The 17,541-nt window shown below is 57.9% G+C and carries 17 protein-coding genes, 1 tRNA gene and 1 pseudogene; 10 read left to right on the top strand and 9 right to left on the bottom strand.

Translation table 11 applies throughout. The features are described from left to right. Positions 1-427 precede the first annotated feature (427 nt). Together PPA02S_RS18045 and PPA02S_RS18040 are read right to left on the bottom strand one after the other, a co-directional pair. Positions 428-1,468 (bottom strand): DMT family transporter, encoded by a 1,041-nt coding sequence (locus PPA02S_RS18045; protein ID WP_028631758.1) that lies wholly within the window; start codon positions 1,466-1,468, stop codon positions 428-430. A gap of 78 nt (positions 1,469-1,546) precedes the next feature. Continuing rightward, positions 1,547-3,130, bottom strand: coding sequence for a hypothetical protein (locus tag PPA02S_RS18040; RefSeq protein WP_028631759.1), 1,584 nt, complete (start codon positions 3,128-3,130; stop codon positions 1,547-1,549). Positions 3,131-3,526: 396 nt separating this feature from the next. On the opposite strand from PPA02S_RS18040, the gene PPA02S_RS18035 reads away from it, so the two are divergent. Next, positions 3,527-3,757 (top strand): AbrB/MazE/SpoVT family DNA-binding domain-containing protein, encoded by a 231-nt coding sequence (locus PPA02S_RS18035; protein ID WP_154660043.1) that lies wholly within the window; start codon positions 3,527-3,529, stop codon positions 3,755-3,757. Positions 3,758-3,824: 67 nt separating this feature from the next. Here the strand turns inward: PPA02S_RS18035 and PPA02S_RS18030 are convergent, their stop codons facing one another. Then, positions 3,825-4,286: a GFA family protein gene (locus tag PPA02S_RS18030; RefSeq protein ID WP_028631760.1), complete on the bottom strand. Its 462-nt coding sequence runs from the start codon at positions 4,284-4,286 to the stop codon at positions 3,825-3,827. Positions 4,287-4,386: 100 nt separating this feature from the next. Beyond that, positions 4,387-6,111 (bottom strand): ubiquinone-dependent pyruvate dehydrogenase, encoded by a 1,725-nt coding sequence (gene poxB, locus PPA02S_RS18025; RefSeq protein ID WP_033727894.1) that lies wholly within the window; start codon positions 6,109-6,111, stop codon positions 4,387-4,389. 1,060 nt (positions 6,112-7,171) lie between these two features. Between poxB and PPA02S_RS18020 the strand changes: the two genes are divergently transcribed. Beyond that, positions 7,172-8,620: a hypothetical protein gene (locus PPA02S_RS18020; RefSeq protein WP_028631762.1), complete on the top strand. Its 1,449-nt coding sequence runs from the start codon at positions 7,172-7,174 to the stop codon at positions 8,618-8,620. A 176-nt stretch (positions 8,621-8,796) separates the two neighbouring features. Here PPA02S_RS18020 and PPA02S_RS22785 read toward each other — a convergent pair. Together PPA02S_RS22785 and PPA02S_RS18015 are read right to left on the bottom strand one after the other, a co-directional pair. Then, positions 8,797-8,937: pseudogene (locus tag PPA02S_RS22785) on the bottom strand (transposase domain-containing protein); the annotation flags it as partial. 113 nt (positions 8,938-9,050) lie between these two features. Next, positions 9,051-10,040 (bottom strand): DUF4238 domain-containing protein, encoded by a 990-nt coding sequence (locus PPA02S_RS18015; protein WP_028631763.1) that lies wholly within the window; start codon positions 10,038-10,040, stop codon positions 9,051-9,053. Positions 10,041-10,320: 280 nt separating this feature from the next. On the opposite strand from PPA02S_RS18015, the gene PPA02S_RS18010 reads away from it, so the two are divergent. Then, entirely contained in the window at positions 10,321-10,545 is a 225-nt protein-coding gene (locus tag PPA02S_RS18010; protein ID WP_028631764.1) for a hypothetical protein, read from the top strand. Positions 10,546-10,711: 166 nt separating this feature from the next. Here the strand turns inward: PPA02S_RS18010 and PPA02S_RS18005 are convergent. Continuing rightward, positions 10,712-10,787, bottom strand: a tRNA-Thr gene (locus tag PPA02S_RS18005). A 70-nt stretch (positions 10,788-10,857) separates the two neighbouring features. Next, a complete protein-coding gene (locus PPA02S_RS18000; protein WP_028631765.1) occupies positions 10,858-11,268 on the bottom strand; it encodes a pilin in 411 nt (136 codons plus the stop codon). Positions 11,269-11,480: 212 nt separating this feature from the next. Here PPA02S_RS18000 and PPA02S_RS17995 point away from each other — a divergent pair, with 212 nt between their 5' ends. The 4 genes from PPA02S_RS17995 to yacG are packed head-to-tail and all read left to right on the top strand — an operon-like array spanning position 11,481 to position 14,378. Further along, positions 11,481-12,689, top strand: coding sequence for a type II secretion system F family protein (locus tag PPA02S_RS17995; protein WP_028631766.1), 1,209 nt, complete (start codon positions 11,481-11,483; stop codon positions 12,687-12,689). 2 nt (positions 12,690-12,691) lie between these two features. Continuing rightward, positions 12,692-13,561: a prepilin peptidase gene (locus PPA02S_RS17990; RefSeq protein ID WP_028631767.1), complete on the top strand. Its 870-nt coding sequence runs from the start codon at positions 12,692-12,694 to the stop codon at positions 13,559-13,561. Beyond that, positions 13,558-14,181, top strand: a complete 624-nt coding sequence (coaE, locus tag PPA02S_RS17985; RefSeq protein WP_028631768.1) for a dephospho-CoA kinase — start codon at positions 13,558-13,560, stop codon at positions 14,179-14,181. Before PPA02S_RS17990 ends, coaE begins: the two co-directional genes overlap by 4 nt. Beyond that, positions 14,178-14,378 carry a DNA gyrase inhibitor YacG gene (gene yacG / locus PPA02S_RS17980; protein WP_028631769.1) on the top strand — a complete coding sequence of 67 codons (201 nt, stop codon included), beginning with the start codon at positions 14,178-14,180 and terminating at the stop codon, positions 14,376-14,378. The genes coaE and yacG overlap by 4 nt, the downstream gene beginning before the upstream one ends. A 14-nt stretch (positions 14,379-14,392) precedes the next feature. Here yacG and PPA02S_RS17975 read toward each other — a convergent pair whose 3' ends face one another. Continuing rightward, positions 14,393-15,076, bottom strand: a complete 684-nt coding sequence (locus PPA02S_RS17975) for an energy-coupling factor ABC transporter permease (protein ID WP_028631770.1) — start codon at positions 15,074-15,076, stop codon at positions 14,393-14,395. 142 nt (positions 15,077-15,218) lie between these two features. Here PPA02S_RS17975 and PPA02S_RS17970 point away from each other — a divergent pair, with 142 nt between their 5' ends. The 3 genes from PPA02S_RS17970 to PPA02S_RS17960 all read left to right on the top strand — a co-directional run bounded on the left by PPA02S_RS17970 (position 15,219) and on the right by PPA02S_RS17960 (position 17,534). Then, positions 15,219-15,848: a DUF1780 domain-containing protein gene (locus tag PPA02S_RS17970; protein ID WP_028631771.1), complete on the top strand. Its 630-nt coding sequence runs from the start codon at positions 15,219-15,221 to the stop codon at positions 15,846-15,848. A 132-nt stretch (positions 15,849-15,980) separates the two neighbouring features. Beyond that, the gene (locus tag PPA02S_RS17965) at positions 15,981-16,154 is read left to right on the top strand and encodes a DUF3094 family protein (RefSeq protein WP_033727895.1); all 174 of its coding nucleotides are present in this window, start codon (positions 15,981-15,983) and stop codon (positions 16,152-16,154) included. 84 nt (positions 16,155-16,238) lie between these two features. Further along, a complete protein-coding gene (locus PPA02S_RS17960; RefSeq protein ID WP_028631772.1) occupies positions 16,239-17,534 on the top strand; it encodes an NAD(P)/FAD-dependent oxidoreductase in 1,296 nt (431 codons plus the stop codon). Positions 17,535-17,541 lie beyond the last annotated feature (7 nt).

Raw genomic sequence — 17,541 nt, 5'->3', positions numbered from 1 at the left:
GAACTCCTTTTCTAATGGGGGGTGTTGTTGATGTCGGTGCGGGAACGGCAGCCCTTGGTTGCTACGCTTCGCCCGCACAAGAGCTTGCCGCAATGTCCGCTGACGCTCTGGCTGATGAGCATCGTGTGTGCACTTGAAACAAGCATCCATGAGGTACCAAGTTCAGGTTGGAACTGCCACGATCCTTCCCACGAGATTGGGTGACAGCTGTGTGCAGGGTAGGAATACCGGGAAGCTTGGAAACCCGGCCAGGCCGAGGCCTGCCCACACACAGCCACCATTAGAGTGACATCCTGCACACAGCGGCGCCTGCGATGGCGACTGAAGACTCTATTGGGGCGCGGCTGTGGAGGCAACATCCCAAAGGTCGGATAAAGCCCGCCTTGGCGTAGGAGGCAAGAATGCAGTGCAAGAACTCATTGCTTCATCAATGCTGATGCCGATGATGAATATCCGGAAAGTGCGCATGGCTGTGGCGCATCGGCAGATGCTCATGCCGATGGCTGTGAGGCTCCGTCCCATCCCATTCGAAGTCATGGTCGTGCTGATGGTGTTCATCATGCACATGCCGGTGAGCATGTAGCTGGCGCAGGTGCTGATGTCCGTGGGCATGGCTTTCGGTCAGGTGTATCCAGACGCCGAGCGCCATCAGCGCGGCAGCTATCCAGAACAACCCGGTCACAGCCTCGCCCATGAACAGAATCGAGATGGCAGCCCCAAGGAACGGCGCAATCGAGAAGTACGCCCCCGTACGTGCAGTCCCGAGCCCTCTCAATGCCAGCACAAACAGCACCAGGCTGAAACCATAACCCAAAAAGCCCACGATCAGGATCGGCCCAAGCCGCGCCAGCTCTGGTAGATGCGCGCCAAGCGCAATGGCCAGCACTGTGTTCACCACACCCGCTACCACGCCTTTGGTGCCCGCAATGAACAACGCGTCGGACGCCGAGATCTTGCGCGTCAGGTTGTTATCCACAGCCCAGCACATGCACGCGATCGCCACCGCTACAGACCCCAACCAGTCTTGGGCGCCAGTGGGGCCCTGCGGCCAGGCCAGCAGCACGCCCCCCGCGACAATGGCCACCATGCCAGCGACAATCCGGCGGTCGGCGTTTTCCTTGAACACGATCCAGGCCAGAACCGCCGTCAGCACGGCCTCAAGGTTGAGCAGCAGCGACGCGGTAGTCCCTGAGGTGAGGGCCAAGCCAAACATCAATGCGACCGGCCCCAGCACGCCACCAAAGGCGATTGCGCCCAAAAACCATTGCCACTCTGCTGCTGCCAGGCCGGGAGGCGTCCAGCCTCGGTCGCGAACAAGCCGGGTGATGGTCAGCCCTGCGCCGCTACCCAGGTAGAGCAAGCCGGCCAGCAGGACCGGAGACATGCCCAGCCCCAGGAACTTGGCCAGTGGGGTACTCGCACCGAACAGTAATGCGGCGCCCAGCGCGTAGACGATGCTGTTGGTCATGGTACGGTCCGTAGTGCAGTGGGCTTGGCATGAACGATACCCCTCCCATGCCCTGCCCGCACGCACTAGCCATCCTTATCAGGGAGCAACCTTCGCGGGATCCACCTGTAGCATCCAGCGGCTCCGCTGGGACTGAAGCGCCTCTTCAAGCCCCGAGGCTTCCCAACCGTCCTGGGCATCGCGGCTCTGCTCAAATGTATCGTTCAGAACCTTCAGCAAGTTACGCGACTGAGTAACAGCTTTGGGCGTGGTCACATCGTCCTTGAGATCGCCCTGGATGTAAGTAAGCACTCGCTCTTTCTGGCTTGCCTGCTGAGTGGCGCTGGCCTCTACCAGAATCCCCTCATCGTAGGCCAGGCGCGTGCTGCTGCTCGCCTGGTCATCGATCAGGTGATAGGTGTAGTTCTGCGACTTGCGGTCGTTATCCAGGTTAAGGGCTCCCTGCTGGCCAATGGCGCGATGGAACGAAGCCTGCAGTTTGCTCTGCTGATGCTGCTCAACAGACAAGTTCTGCAAGGCCCGCCCTTTGATAGACGTGGTCTGCGACAGGTTGAAGCTGAAACTGTCCACTTCATCTGGCCGCATCGGGTTTGAACTGCGTGCGTTCTCGCTGATCGATGCTTTGAAGTCTGCCAAGCCACTCAACAGAGCACGGTCCTTATCGGTCAGCGACAACGGCCGCTGAGTAACCGGCTGGCGGTTGTCATCCATGCTGTTGAGCGCGGTGAATGCATCCTTGAGCAGGCCCACCAGGTGCCTGTCGCCATGCCCACGGCTTTGCGCCGCGTCAAACTGGTTCAGGTAATTGTCGATTGCGGCTTTGCGTTGGGCGCCGTTACCCAGTAATTCGGCATCCTGTGTGTCCAGGCTAAGTTTCACCTGGCCGGATGGGCCCTCGAGGCTGAGGCTTCGCGCCTTGTCATTGAGTGCCAGATCAAAGGCCTGCTCGCCGCTCGGGGTTTCCAGCTTTGCCGTCATTTGCAGTGACGTGAACACCGCTGGATCAAGCTTTACCAGGCTGCTCAATTTCAGTTGCGGCGGTACTTCATACAAGCCATCGATAGCGGACTGGAATGAATCAGCCAGTTCGCCTAGCCCCTTCAGCTCATCCGCAGTGAGTTCAGCACCTTCAACTTCGGCGCTGACAGCCAAGCCCTTTTCGCTGCTGGCCAACAACAGCTTTACAGTGGCCCCGGAGGCAGTGGTGAGGTTGAACGTAACGCCGTTGTCCGGGTGGTTGCGCAGGTTCTGTTGCTGGAGCTTGAGCTCATCCGCAATGAGCGGCGCGTTATCTGTGTAGGTGAATAGCGACTGGGAAATGCTGTTGCCGCCATTCAGCGCCAGCTGCTGCATGAGCGCGCCGCCGATACCCTTGAAGCGGCTGGCGGTTCTGGACGACTCGAACGCAGTTTGCAGGGTTGTGGATAACGTATTCTGGCTGTCACTTTCCCAGGCATAGCGGGTGCGGGCTGAGAGCAGGCTATGGCGGGAATAGATGTCTGGATCATTGCCAGTGGGGGACTGGCCGAGAACGACGTGGCTGCTCGGCGAGGGTGGCGTATCGGCGATTGGGGTAGCGGCCTGCTTGCTCGCGATCGCTGGAGATGAATGCGAAAGGGTGGCGCTTTGGTCTAGGCGATAGGTTGCTGTTATCGAAACCATGGGGGCGTCCTGCCGGGCGTGGGTGTTGCAATGATATCGGCAGGCCATCATGTTTCATTAGGCGAACGACTGAGCTCGTGCGGATTGCCCCTACGTGATCCAGCGAGAAGCCTTACAGGAGCGCGACTTGCGAACAGCCACAGCCAGCCATACGTTGCTTTAGTCGACGTATATTGCTTGATCGCGCTCGGCGACCTGAACGAGAAGGCGCGACAGCATTACAACCACGACGGCAGGCGCTTTTTTAGGGTGCTGTTTCGAGCAATGGCGGCTGTGCGTGGGAGACCTTAGGGTCTGCCGGGTTCCTTTTCCTCGGTTCGCCAACCTGCGTACAGCGGCCACCTTAACCGTTTGGCAACGGGGGTGCGGGGGCTGAGGACTTATGCGAGGTGCACTATGGAAAAGTCAAAAGTAATGGCGAGTGGCGAGGACCAAGCACTGAACCAGTCCGATGTGGTTTCGCTGATTGATGATTTAGGGCTGGATGGTGGGATCAACGCTGATCGAGACCAGATTACAGCCATCGGTAACGGGACATGGGACGCTTGGTTCGACGGGATTGGCGTCGACGCAGATGCCATGACAGATCGCAAACAGCCGCTCGTTCAGGAACGTCAGAAACTTTGAAGGAGCGGAGGACTCCTCACCATGATCCATGTCTGGAAGGATTTGACCAGACATGGGCCCTCCCCTTCTAGCCCTTCTCCTGAACAGAGTCTGGATTGCTTTCGTACCGCAACCATCCCGCAATATTGGAGCCTCCCCCTACGCGATCCTTGGGATGAACACGCCCTTCATTAACAGGCACCTCTGCAAAATCAAACGGGCTCATGCCCTCAATGCACGCAACATTGACCCCGTACTGGTCGGGCGAAGAGCGGCGCTGGTGGAAGGTATAGATGCCGCATTTCGAACAGAAGTAGTGCTTGGCTTCGCGAGTGTTGAACTGATAAAGCGTCAGCGCCTCTTGCCCTTGGGTAACAGTGATATCCCCCAGATTGGCCGATACCGCCACAGCGCCTCGCATACGGCAGAGCGAGCAGTTGCACCTGCGTGCAGTTCGCAGGCCGTCGGTCAGGCGCAGCGAAAACCGCACTGTCCCGCAATGGCAGGCTGCTTGGTAAACAGGGCGATCATCGCTTTTTTCATCACTCATGGCGTTTCTCTAGTCTAGGAAACTAACTTGAAGACTCACGGCACAGGCTCTGAATGTATACCCATCGGCCTGAACCGTGAATGTCTCCCACGCGCAGTCGTTAGCGCAGCAGGTTGGTCTTCGCCAAGTCCAACACCTCGTCACCACGCCCGCTCATTACCGCTTTTAGCATGTACAGGCTGAAGCCCTTGGCCTGCTCCAGCTTGATCGCCGGTGGCATGACCAACTCCTGAGTAGCGGTGACCACGTCGACCAGCACCGGGCCATCGTGCGCCAGTGCACGGCGCAGGGCGTCTTCCAGGTCTTCCGAGCGCTCTACGCGAATCCCCAGGATGCCCATGGCATTGGACATGGCGGCGAAATCAGGGTTGTGCAGGTCGGTGCCGGTGTCGAGATAGCCAGCCGCCTTCATTTCCATGGCGACGAAACCCAGTGAGGCGTTGTTGAACACCACCACCTTCACAGGCAATTTCAGCTGCGAGAGCGAGATGAAGTCCCCCATCAACATGCTGAACCCACCGTCACCACTCATCGAGATGACTTGGCGACCCGGGAAGGCTGCCTGCGCGCCCATGGCCTGAGGCATGGCATTGGCCATCGAGCCATGGTTGAACGAGCCAACCAGGCGACGCTGCCCATTCATCTTCAGGTAACGCGCTGCCCAGACAGTGGGCGAACCCACGTCAGCGGTAAATATCGCGTCTTCGGTGGCCAGTTCGCTGAGCAGACGCGTGACGTATTGCGGATGGATTGGCCGATCGCCTTTGGATGGCTCCGCCAAGTCGTCCAGGCCCTGGCGCGCCTTGCCGTAGGCTTTCAGTGAGTCCTCCAGGAAACGGCGATCAGTTTTGCGCGTCAGGCGCGGCAGCAGCGCGTTGAGGGTTTCGCCCACATCAGCAGCGATGCCAAGCGACAGGGTGGCACGGCGCCCCAGCGCTTGCGGGTCACGGTCAACCTGTACGATCTTGGCATCGCTCGGGTAGAACTGCCGGTAAGGGAAGTCGGTGCCCAGCATCACCAGCGTGTCGCAGCCCAACATCGCGTGGTAACCGGAGCTGAAGCCGATCAACCCCGTCATGCCAACGTCGAAAGGGTTGTCCCACTCCACGTGCTCCTTACCCCGCAGCGCATGGACCACCGGCGCACCAAGCGCATCGGCCAGCGCCACCACCTGGTCATGAGCCCCCGCGCAGCCACTGCCGCACAGCAGGCTCACTTTGTGGCTGTCTTCCAGCAACTCGGCCAGGCGCTGCAAGTCGGCTTCGGCTGGCAGGATGCGCGGATGCTGCAATGCAGGCCAGGCTGCCGGCTTTTCCTCCACCTCCAACAGCGATACATCACCGGGTATCACCACCACCGCCACACCGCGGTTGAGAATGGCCGAGCGCATCGCCCGGTGCAGCACCTGCGGCATCTGCGCCGGGTTGCTGACCAGCTCGATGAAATGGCTGCATTCCTTGAACAGTTCCTGCGGGTGGGTTTCCTGGAAGTAGTTCAGGCCAATCTCCGAGGACGGGATTTGCGCGGCGATGGCCAGCACCGGCACCCGGTTGCGGTGGCAATCGAACAGGCCATTGATCAAGTGCAGGTTACCCGGCCCGCAACTGCCTGCGCACACCGTCAGCTCGCCGGTGACCGCAGCCTCTGCACCGGCGGCGAAGGCTGCGACTTCCTCATGGCGCACGTGCATCCACTCGATGCTGTCCATGCTGCGCAGGGCGTCGGTAAGGCCGTTGAGGCTGTCGCCGGTGAGGCCCCAGATCCGTTTGATACCGGCCTGTTCGAGGGTTGAGGCCAGTTGCTGGGCCATGTTGATCTTTGCCATGAGAACTCCTGGTGCGAACGGGAAGAAGTGATCGATGGGAATAGAGACAGGCGTGGGGTGGGGGGTGTTCGGTTAGGTCTGTGAAGGAATCGTCATGTGGGGTAGCAGGGTTGGGGCGGGATGGGCTGCAGATAGGTATCGGAAGCACAGCGTCGGGGTTGGCTTTGCGCTTCGAACTGGGCTTTAAGGGATAGTTACTCAATAACACTAGTCGGTGGCGAGACGAAGTGATGGGCCAGCAGTACAGAAAACCCGCATGAAGCGGGTTCCAAGGAGGGCTGGATAGCGAGAAATCGCCATAAGGTATGTGCATAGTGCAGGCATAGAAAGACGGTTGTTGGCCGTCAGGGCCCGGTTTTCGCGGGGCTGGAATTTCGTGGATTTTTTCATGTACCTCCTACCGTGACTCTAAACATATCAGCTAGTTATGGTTTTCAGTGGAATCGAATCGGAAATCGCGAAGCCTCCTCCCACCATGTCGAAGTGTCAGTGATCTTCGCTACAAACCCGAATGCCTGGCTTACCTCGGATGCGCATGAGGTTAGTGAGTCAATGGGCACTGCACTCTTCCACGAGCGCCGTAAATTTTATCGTCGGCTCCACGTGCCAATATGAGCATCCTAGAGATGCTGGATTGCCTGTTTGGGACAATGCGCTGCACATCAGCCGTTCTGCCTAACGTCAGGTGGTGTGACCTCGGTTCGTTTTTCTCAGCAATAAGCAAAGAAGTATATGCCTTGATTAATGATGGCGAAGATTTCTCGCGTGAGCTTAAATTACGCTGGTCAACGGAGACTAGAGCGAAAGCGGTGGGTGAATCGTTTTTTCACAAACGGGAAAGCTCACAATCGCACAAATAAAGCAATGAGCATTATGAGTAATATACGGATTCACATGGACTTAGCCAAACATACGATGCTAACCGGCCATCCGACTTATACATGAGGGAGACGTCCACTTGCCAACTGCGAGCAGCCTGAGAAACATTATTAAAAATATTGCCTGCAGCTACCGTAACCAACATAATTTTACTGACTCGTGAGCTTGAGGAATTCATGCAATGAAAGCAGAGAAAGATCAATTTACAAACAACAAAAACACTATGTTTAGTGCACTCGCAAGCTATATAAATAACGCACTATTTACAACACTCCCAGAAACGGCAGACTTGTCGACTCTAATAGAGAAAAAAGATATCAAAGCCGGTGTCTTGGAGGATACGATGGGACTACACATCCATGAATTCATCCACCAACTTCATAACTTATCCACTACAGCTGGACTTCAGTTACTACAAAGCAGACTGACAGCCTTACAGATATTCGCGACTGGAACTGACGACAATGGCCACTACATTCGTCAAGGTTCAGTCTACAAGAATGTCAATGACGACCTACTGAGAAACTTTGAGGAAGACTACTTTAGGATTATCGGTTGCACAGAGAAAATTCGTGAGCAAGGATACTTAACAGAGTTTCATTTTGAAGAGACTTTAATGCACGAGAAAACTAACGACTATGACGAGCCCTTCACCATTGCCGGCATGAAATTAAAATTCAAAATTGCAGGATCTCAAAAGGAAGTCGAGATAGATAATATTGGTTATAGCATGATCACAGAGGGGATAGCTTATGAAATAGAAAAGCAGGTCCGCAACAATATCACAGGCAAAACTGGCGCCGAGTTAGAGTACTATACTCCGCCAATGCCTTATAGATTATATCGCCCTATAGTAGAGCACTTAGTTGGCCGCGAGTGCGATTTATCTGAATTGGTAAAGGTCGGTACCATCGCCCTGCAGCATAAAATCCCCTCTCATGGACTGATTGTATCCACATCGGCGCTCAAGCGAGGAAGCTCCTATTTCGAGGACTTCAGTAAAGACATGATGCTGGAATTTGAGGCAGCAGTGTCGGAATACCAAGAAACTATAGACCAGCTCGAGAGGACTGTATTTTCAAGTACCGCACTAAAAACAGGCCTATCAACTTTAAATACCATCACCACTTGCGCCATTCAAAAACGAAAAGCAGACCCGTTTTACGAGTTGATTTTTTTAAGTCATAAACTAACCTTAGAAAATTTTACACATATAATTATGACCGGTAATTTTCCTCCTAGATGCATTCTACAAAACAAGCCTGATGGCACGGCTGATTACTACTGGACAGGAAGCAATGTTTCCGACCTAAGCGACACTGAAATCGGATCAATCTCTATTCTACAGAGTGCCCTTCAGTTTTCTCAACTCCACTTGTCTAGCAGCGCCGGCTTCAATAATACTTCTGAACTCCAAAACAGTCAAAATAATCTGTCCTGCCCTTATATTAAAATTTGCCCATTAAAGAATAATAGAGCAGACCCAAACCTGTGCTCCAGCTCCCCTTGGATGCATGACGTTGGAACTCAGGAAGGTGAGGTATGCTGGTACGTAAATGGTGTGAAGTCATTGAGGAATCATCGGTTCCGCGAATACGACGACGCTTACAAAAACTCAACTCCATCATAGAGTCTAGTGCAGTGGTTCAATGAAACCGCCCCCCATTTAGGCGAGAACGCTCGTCACAGAGAAGTGTCTGCTGACTAGGCAACGTCGTACCTTTACCCCTGAGTTCGAGCTCGAAGCTGTCTGCCTGGTAAGTATGCGATTTCTAAACCCCACCTGCCTTACAGTGGGTTAACAGTTTACCATGGCATCTCTGGCGAGCAGTTCCACGGCAGCAGCGCTTCGTAGTCTGCTACTGACGAGGCGTGCGGCAGCCGTTCAAGTACATGGCGCAGCCACGTGTAAGGCTCTCGGCCGTTGACCTTCCCGGTCTCGACCAACAAAATTCGCCGACGAGCTAAATCAGCATGTTTGGCTGAAGCAGTAACCGGGGGTGTCCTCAGTTTTAAGGATACCCAGTCGTGCCCTTGGGACGTGAGCTTTGGAAAAGAGCTTAGTAAATACACCCTATATTAGTCTTGTCTTTGCCAACTAAATTGAGCAGGGGCTGGATAGACTGAGGGCTCGAACCTATGATTGTAGAAGCAGCCCGGATCGCCAACTTTGCGTTAAGTTCATTGACTATTTGTTTTCCAACTACCACAAGCCCGCCGCCGAACTTTCCAGATTCAGCAGCCACAAACGCATAAGTCGGCGAGATCGGGTAATAGAAATCTACATGCTCAGCAGTCTTATATTCAGCGCGCCATACCTGCTCATGGATATTTATGACTGGCTGATCCGACGTTATAAATTCAACCTCTCCATCGCTTTGTAAAAGCGAGTGAGTATAGCCAGTTCGATTCAGGTACAGTTCCCGACCTAGATTCATACCCAGCATGTAGCTAATGAACCACCAGCTATTCTCCATGCTTTGTGCCACTCTCAAAAAATCGGGCGTGCTTCGGTTTAAACTCGCAAGCGCTTTCTCCTTGAAGGCTTTTGTTCTAGAGAACTGGTGACCAACGAAACTCAGAAACTCCAGCACATTGGCATTCTCATTAAGAACTTCCAATCCCCCGGCAGCAAGGCATTCAAATATCGGGAGCACTGAGTTTTCGTGCGATGAGTGAAGATTTTCCATCATTTTGCTTTCAAGAGCTTGGATAGATCTATCTGCCTCAGGATGATGGCGACCTATTTCGCTATAAAGGTCAGAGACTGTTTGAAAAAGCAAAAAATCTGATAGATAGCTCATGTGCAGCTCGTGTTGATCGGGAGCGCTTTTCTTAGAAGCCATTTTTATTAGCTGCACATCAAACTCGCTTAAGCATGTCAGCTTATAAAAATGCAGGTCCATGCCAATACCAAGGATGCCGTGTTTTGCGATCTTTCCGGTTTTAGTTGTATGAAATGCATTCACCCCATCCAGAGACCAACGTTTTATGTAACTCCGCCAAACATGGTGATGTTTCTTCTTTACTTCGAAAAACTTTTCATCCATGGCCCTTTCTACTTGTCCTGTGACGGGAATCATTGGTTAATAAGAATACCCAGTCGTGCCCTTTTTTCCAATTGTGCCCATGCCCCAGGGTGGGCGCGACTGGAAAAAGCGCACGACTGGCGACGCCGTTAGATTTGAGCTTGGCTCACTTCCAGGCAGGCAGCGCATGGCCAGCTTCGTATTGCTTAGTCAGCCTAATGATCTTCTGCCAGTCGGAGGCATGGTGACGGCATCTTGAATCGGTGCCGAGATTCATAGCCCCTCGGCGGAGGTCTCACCAATGACACAATCACTCACTGCTACTCAGTTTCTGAGCCAGGCTGATGAGCTGACGCGCCTACTCAGATCGATAAAACCTAACTGCGAGAGCCAGGCCAAATCAGCTTGCTGTATTGCGATTCTGCAGGCCAGCGGCTACGTGCTCAGCCCGGCCGGCCCGGCTGAGGCACAAGCCGAGCTCGATCGGGCTGCCAAGCTCTATGGCTTTGCGGATCAGGTTTATTAATTGGAGGTAAACCCGATCAGCGCCACGAAATCCGCAATCTTTATTTCGTCGCGTCCATGAAAAAGCCCCGCCAGATCGTCTATGTGCGGGGCTTCTCTTTGCTGTCACCCTGCTGTCACACCGCTCGCTGCTGTCACGGTAATTCGGCTGGATGCCTTGATTTTTCTGGTGCCGGGGATAGGAATCGAACCTACGACCTTCGCGTTACGAGTGCGCTGCTCTACCGACTGAGCTACACCGGCGTGTAGCGCAACGTACCACTGCCGCACCCGTTACGCAAACCTCTGTTTCCGCTGGCTTATTCCCCTCCCCTCACGGCGCTTTGCACCCCTTGGGCGCCAGCTCTTCCTCGATGTCAGTACTGCACGCCCAACCACTAGGAGAACGGGTCAGCGTCAGGCCCTTGCCCAGCACATTGGCCGGGGCATCGACCAGGGTGCAGACGATGCTGGCGCTGGCGTCTGCGGCCTTGCCGCTGGCGGTGATGGCGCAGTGTGCGGTGGTGGGCTGGCCGCCCAGGCTGGCGACGTCGGTGACGTCGCGGCCATCGTTCAGCCGCAGGTCCATCGGGGTTTTGAGCGCGCTGATTTCCAGCAGGCCGGCGGCGGCCTTGGAGCGGGCCTGGTGGTTGGTGTACATCGGTAAGGCGATGGTCGCCAGAATGCCGATGATCGCGACAACGATCATCAGTTCGATCAGGGTGATACCGCGTTGCCCTTTCATGAACAGTTTCCTTTTCGATACGCATGCACTTAGAAAACCGGCGCGCCCCACCGGCAGCGGCGCAGTAGGCCTGAACAGACACCTTTTGTCACCCCTGCCTGCGTGGGCTTCGCCATCGCTGATCTACTCTAGTGAGCAACACGGACGCGCGCCCTTCCATGGACGGGGCAAGCTGTTTCCAGGCTTGTCCCACGGGCAGAAAAGGCCTTTTTATGAACGCGACAACACAGCGCTACACCTGGCGTGGCACGGATGCCCACGGCACGCCTGTCACTGGGCAAACGGCGGGGCGCAGCCCTGCCTATGTGCGGGCGGGGCTTATACGCCAAGGCATCAACGTGGTGAGTTTGCGGCCTGCTGGCGGGCTGGCCCTGGGGTTGCCCAAGCGGCAGGCGAAGGCGGACCCGGCGGGTTTCAGCCAGCAATTGGCGACGTTGCTCAAGGCCGGCGTGCCGCTGTTGCAGGCACTGGAGGTGATGGGCCGCAGTGGTTGCGAGGCGGGGCAGGCGCAGTTGCTGGGTAAATTGAAACAGGATTTGCACGCGGGGCTTGGGCTGGCGGATGCACTGCAGCGCCACCCGGGGTGGTTCGATGCGCTGTACTGCAACCTGGTGCGGGTGGGTGAGCAGTCGGGCACGCTCGACCGGCAACTGGAACAGCTTGCCGGCATGCTGGAGCAGCGGCGGGCGCTGCAGAAGAAGGTGCGTAAGGCGATGATCTACCCGTTGTTGCTGTTGCTGACGGGGCTGGGGGTGTCGGCGGTGTTGTTGCTGGAGGTGATTCCGCAGTTCGAGTCTTTGTTCGCGGGCATGAATACTGCGTTGCCTGCGTTCACGCAATTTGTGATCGACCTGGCGGCGGGGTTTGGGCGGCATGCCCCCTGGCTGCTGTTGGTGGCAGTGGGGCTGGGTGTGGCTTTGCGGCAGCTGTATCGGCGGCATCTGCCGGTGCGTTTATGGTGGGCGCACAGGGTGCTGCAGGTGCCGGTGTTCGGGGCGCTGATGGGGCAGGCGGCCCTGGCGCGGTTTGCGCGCAGCCTGGCGACATCGTACACGGCGGGCGTGCCGCTGCTGGATGCGCTGGGCACGGTGGCCAAAGTGTGCGGCGGTGAGCTGCATGAGCAGGCGGTGCTGCGGCTGCGCCAGGGCATGGCCAATGGGCTGGGGCTGCATCGGGCGATGGCTGGGGAGGTGCTGTTCCCGCCGTTGCTGGTGCAGTTGACGGCTATCGGCGAATCCAGCGGCACGCTGGACCAGATGCTGGACAAGGCCGCCAGCCATTATGAAGAACAGGTCAGCCAGACGCTGGACCAGATGACCAGCCTGCTGGAACCCGCCATCGTGCTGGTGCTGGGGGTGCTGGTCGGTGGCCTGGTGGTGGCCATGTACCTGCCGATTTTCCAGCTGGGTAGTTTGATCTGACGATGACTGTGTGGAACTTGCTGGCGATGCAGCCGGCGTACTTCATTACCCTGGTGGCCCTGCTTGGCTTGTTGGCGGGTAGCTTTCTGAACGTTCTGGTGCACCGTCTGCCAATCATGCTGGAGCGGCAGTGGCGGCGTGAAGCGCAAGCGGTGTTGAACCTGCCCGTTACGCTCTACCAGCGTTTCGACCTGTGCCTGCCGGCCTCGCACTGCCCGGGGTGCGGGCAGCGCATTCGGGCGTGGCAGAACATTCCGCTGCTCAGTTACCTGGCCTTGGGTGGGCGCTGCGGGGCCTGCAAGGCCAGCATCAGCCTGCGCTACCCGTTGGTTGAAGCGGCCTGCGCGCTGTTGTCGCTGGCGGTGGCGTGGCGCTTTGGGCCCTCGGCCCAGGCTTTGATGGCACTGCTGCTGACCTGGTGCCTGCTGGCGCTGAGCCTGATCGACGCCAGGCACCAGCTGCTACCGGATGTGCTGGTGCTGCCAATGTTGTGGCTGGGGCTGATCGTGAACTGCGCCGGGCTCTATGTGCCGCTCTCCGATGCGCTGTGGGGTGCGGTGGCGGGGTACTTGAGCCTGTGGGCGGTGTACTGGGCGTTCAAGTTGCTCACCAACAAAGAGGGCATGGGCTTTGGCGACTTCAAGCTGATGGCGCTGATTGGGGCCTGGGGCGGGTGGCAGGTACTGCCGTTGACGTTGCTGTTGTCGTCGGTGGTGGGTGCTGTGGTTGGCCTGTGCCTGGTGGGTTTGCGCAGGCATGCGCTGGGTACGCCCATCCCCTTTGGGCCTTATCTGGCCATCGCGGGGTGGATTGCTGTGCTCTGGGGTGATGAAATACACCTCTCCTACATGCAACTGCTTGGATACCGATGACCACTGCGGCCTTCACCCCCTGGATTCTTGGCCTTACCGGCGGTATTGGCAGCGGCAAGAGCGCGGCTGCAGAGCGATTTGTCGAGCTCGGCGTGCATTTGGTTGATGCCGACCAGGCGGCGCGCTGGGTGGTGGAGCCCGGCCGCCCTGCCCTGGCCAGCATCGTCGAGCACTTCGGGCCCGGCGTGTTGCAGGCAGACGGGCAACTGGACCGCGCCGCGCTGCGGCAGCTGATTTTTGCCGACCCGGTACAGCGCAAATGGCTGGAGCAGCTGCTGCACCCGCTGATCGGGCAGGAGATTTTCAGTTACCTGGCCAAGGGGCAATCGCCCTATGCGGTGTACGTATCACCTTTGCTGATCGAGTCGGGGCAGTATCAGAAAACCCAGCGGGTGTTGGTGATCGATGCACCGCACCACCTGCAGGTGTCCCGCACCCTGGCCCGCGACAACACCAGCGCCGAGCAGGTCCAGGCCATTCTCAAGGCGCAACTGAGCCGGGAGGATCGCCTGCGCCATGCCGACGATGTGGTGGTGAACGACGGCGACCTGGCCGCGCTGCACGAGCAGATTGACCGCCTGCACCATTTTTACCTGACTTTACGAGGAGGCCAGCCATGAGCCAGCCAATGACCGTGGATTGCCCAACCTGTGGCGCACCTGTGGAATGGAATGAGAAAAGCGCTTTTCGGCCGTTTTGCTCGGACCGATGCAAACTGATCGACCTGGGGGCCTGGGCTTCGGAGGAACACAAGATCCCGGGGGCAGAAGAGTCGGAAGATGAGCTGTATTCCGGCGACCTGGAGCCACGCCACTAAGCCCATCCTGATACTCAGCGGTCCTCTTCCTTCCACGGCGCCTGCAAATAGCGGGTGCGGTTGAAGGTTTCCAACCACTCCGGGCAGAACACCACCAGCGCACTGATAATGGTGCCGTTGATAAATGCCTCTGGGAACATCATCAACCACAAGAAGCCGGCAAAATCGCTGAGCCACTCGGGCATGGCGAAAATGCCGTCCAGCCACAATACACCCAACGCAGCGGCCAGGCAGGCGACCACCGTCAAGGCTGCCGGGAAAAACCCGGAACAGAAGATATACACGAACAGGTTCTTGGGTTGGGCGCGCTCTACCCACAGGGCGCAGGCCTCGGTAATCAACACCGGCAGGCCCACCAGCAGCAGGCCGTTTACCCCTAGCGCCGCCAGGTCCTGCCGCCCCAGCGCCAGCAGGCCTAGCTGGGCCATGAACCCGCCCACCACCGCCAGCGGCCAGTCCAGTATCAGGGTCACGGCCGTCATGCCAATGAAGTGGTACGACACGCCGGTATCAAAATCACGCCGCACCAACCACAAGGCAAACAGGCAGACCACTGTGCCAAACAGCAGGTGCTGGCGGCGCCGGTCCGTGACCAGCTCTACCCAGTACACCCGGCCCGCAGCCCACACCAGCAATGGCACATAACCGAGCCAACCCAGTGTCAGGGTGGTGCCGGACAAAACATGTGCGCTGATCACCTGCCAAATACCCCTGAAAAAAGCATGGACAAACCTGAGTCTACACCCATTCCACGCCTGCCCAGGCGGCTGGCCCCGGCCAAACCGATTTCTGCGCACAAACAGCATCTTATCGTCATCGAATAGCAGCTAAGCTAGCTACATGGATGACTCAGACTACCTGCGCCTGCTTACCATCCAGGCCGAACAAGCCAATGCCTTTCTTTCCAATGCACGTAAATGGGAGCGTGAGCGTTGGGTGTGCCAGCGCCTTTTGCAGGGCCTGAACATCCCCTACCGCACTGACGACTTCACCCCCGCCGGGCAGGAGCCACCTGACGTATTGTTCCGTGATGCGGCGTTCGAGGTGTTTTTCGTACTGGACGAGGGGCGCCGGCTGAACGATGAATGGCGTGAAGAGCTGCAACGCCGGCGCAGTGCTTTTTCCCTGGCGCAACTGGTACGCCGCGAAGCCCGGCCCCGGCGTATCAGTGCCACCGAGCTGCTGGGGCGGCTGGCGCCCACGTTGCGCAAGAAGGCGCACAATTACCGTGAGCGCGGGCTTGAGCTGAACGAGCTGGACATCATTGCCTTCGCCAGCCTCAAACGCGAAGTGCTGGACCTGAACACGCACTTCCCGCCACCCACCGAATACCTGCGCCAGGGCTGGCGCTCGCTGTCGCTGGTGGGGCCGACCTTTGCCCGGGTGCTGTTCGCCCACCCCGATGCCCCGGATTTTCTGCGCGGCAACCTGGGCCGCAGCATCGTGTTCGATGTGGGTATCAGCCTTTGATCCTGTGCCGCCGCTGATCAGGATGCCGTACACTCGGCGGCCAAGATAGAAAGCATTATCATTTGTTTCATGCGCCTGCACGAACACTGTAGCGTTTGCGCAGTCACAAACGTCTATCTGACGAGGCCCACCATGACCAGCCGCCTGAACCCTGAAGATCAGCGTCGCGTCGATGAATACCTGCAAGCCCCGCAACACCAGGTGCAGCGCCGGCCCTTTCGGCCATGGTTGCTGCTGGTGGTGGTGCTGGCGGTAACCATCGGGTTGGGCCTTGTCAGCCGCCTGCTGAGTGGACTGGTGCTATGAGCTGCCTGGCGCTCGCCCTCCCCTCGTGCACGGTGCGGCCGGCCCATTGGGCCAAGAATTCCGTAAACCTTATGAGATACCCCCATGACTCATCGCATCGTGATTGTCGGCGGCGGCGCCGGCGGCCTGGAACTGGCGACCCGCCTGGGTAAAACCCTGGGCAAGCGCAAGCAGGCCTACATCACCCTGGTGGACGCCAACCTCACGCACATCTGGAAGCCCCTGCTGCACGAAGTGGCGGCCGGCTCGCTGAACTCCTCGGAAGACGAACTGAACTACGTGGCCCAGGCCAAGTGGAACCACTTCAATTTCCAGCTGGGCCGCATGAGCGGCCTGGACCGCGAAGGCAAGCAGATCCAGCTGGCCGCTACCCTTGATGAAGAGGGCCGTGAACTGCTGCCGGCCCGTACGCTGGGCTACGACACCCTGGTGATTGCCGTGGGGTCCAACACTAACGACTTCGGCACCTTGGGCGCGGCGCAGCACTGCCTATTCCTGGATACCCGCAAGCAGGCCGAGCGTTTCCACCAGCAACTGCTCAACCACTACCTGCGCGCTCACGCCGGAGATGTAGCCAGCGAGAAGATCAGCGTTGCCATCGTCGGGGCCGGCGCCACGGGTGTGGAACTGGCCGCCGAGTTGCACCATGCCGCCCACGAGCTGGCGGCCTATGGCCTGGACCGCATCCAGCCCAAGGACATGCACATCACCCTGATCGAGGCCGGCCCGCGCGTGCTGCCGGCGCTGCCCGAGCGCATCAGCGTGCCGGTGCACCAGACCCTGGAAAAACTGGGGGTCAAGGTGATGACCAATGCGGCGGTGAGCGAGGTGACGGGCGACTGCCTGAAGACCAAGGACGGCGAGGTGATCCAGGCCAGCCTGAAGGTATGGGCGGCGGGCATCCGTGCACCGGGCTTCCTCAAGGACATCGACGGGCTGGAGACCAACCGCATCAACCAGCTTGTGGTGCGCCCTACCCTGCAGACCACCCGCGACGACGATATCTTTGCCTTCGGCGACTGCGCCGCCTGCCCGCAGCCAGGCACCGACCGCAATGTGCCGCCACGTGCACAGGCCGCGCACCAGCAGGCGTCGATGCTGGCGCAAAGCATCAAGGCAAGGCTGGAGAACAAACCGCTGCCGACCTATGCGTACAAGGACTACGGCTCACTGGTCTCGCTGTCACGCTTCTCGGCAGTGGGCAACCTCATGGGTAACCTGATGGGCAGTGTGAAGCTGGAAGGCTGGCTGGCGCGCATGTTCTACGTGTCGCTGTACCGCATGCACCAGATGGCCCTGTACGGGTTTTTCCGCACGGCACTGATGATGCTGGGCAGCAAGATTGGCCGAGGTACAGAGCCGCGGTTGAAGCTGCACTGACCCGAGC

Origin of the sequence: Pseudomonas parafulva NBRC 16636 = DSM 17004 (genome assembly GCF_000730645.1) — a bacterium.
Lineage (GTDB): Bacteria > Pseudomonadota > Gammaproteobacteria > Pseudomonadales > Pseudomonadaceae > Aquipseudomonas > Aquipseudomonas parafulva.
The sequence above is the reverse complement of the archived record's forward strand: the minus strand, read 5'-3'. Positions and strand labels throughout refer to the sequence as shown.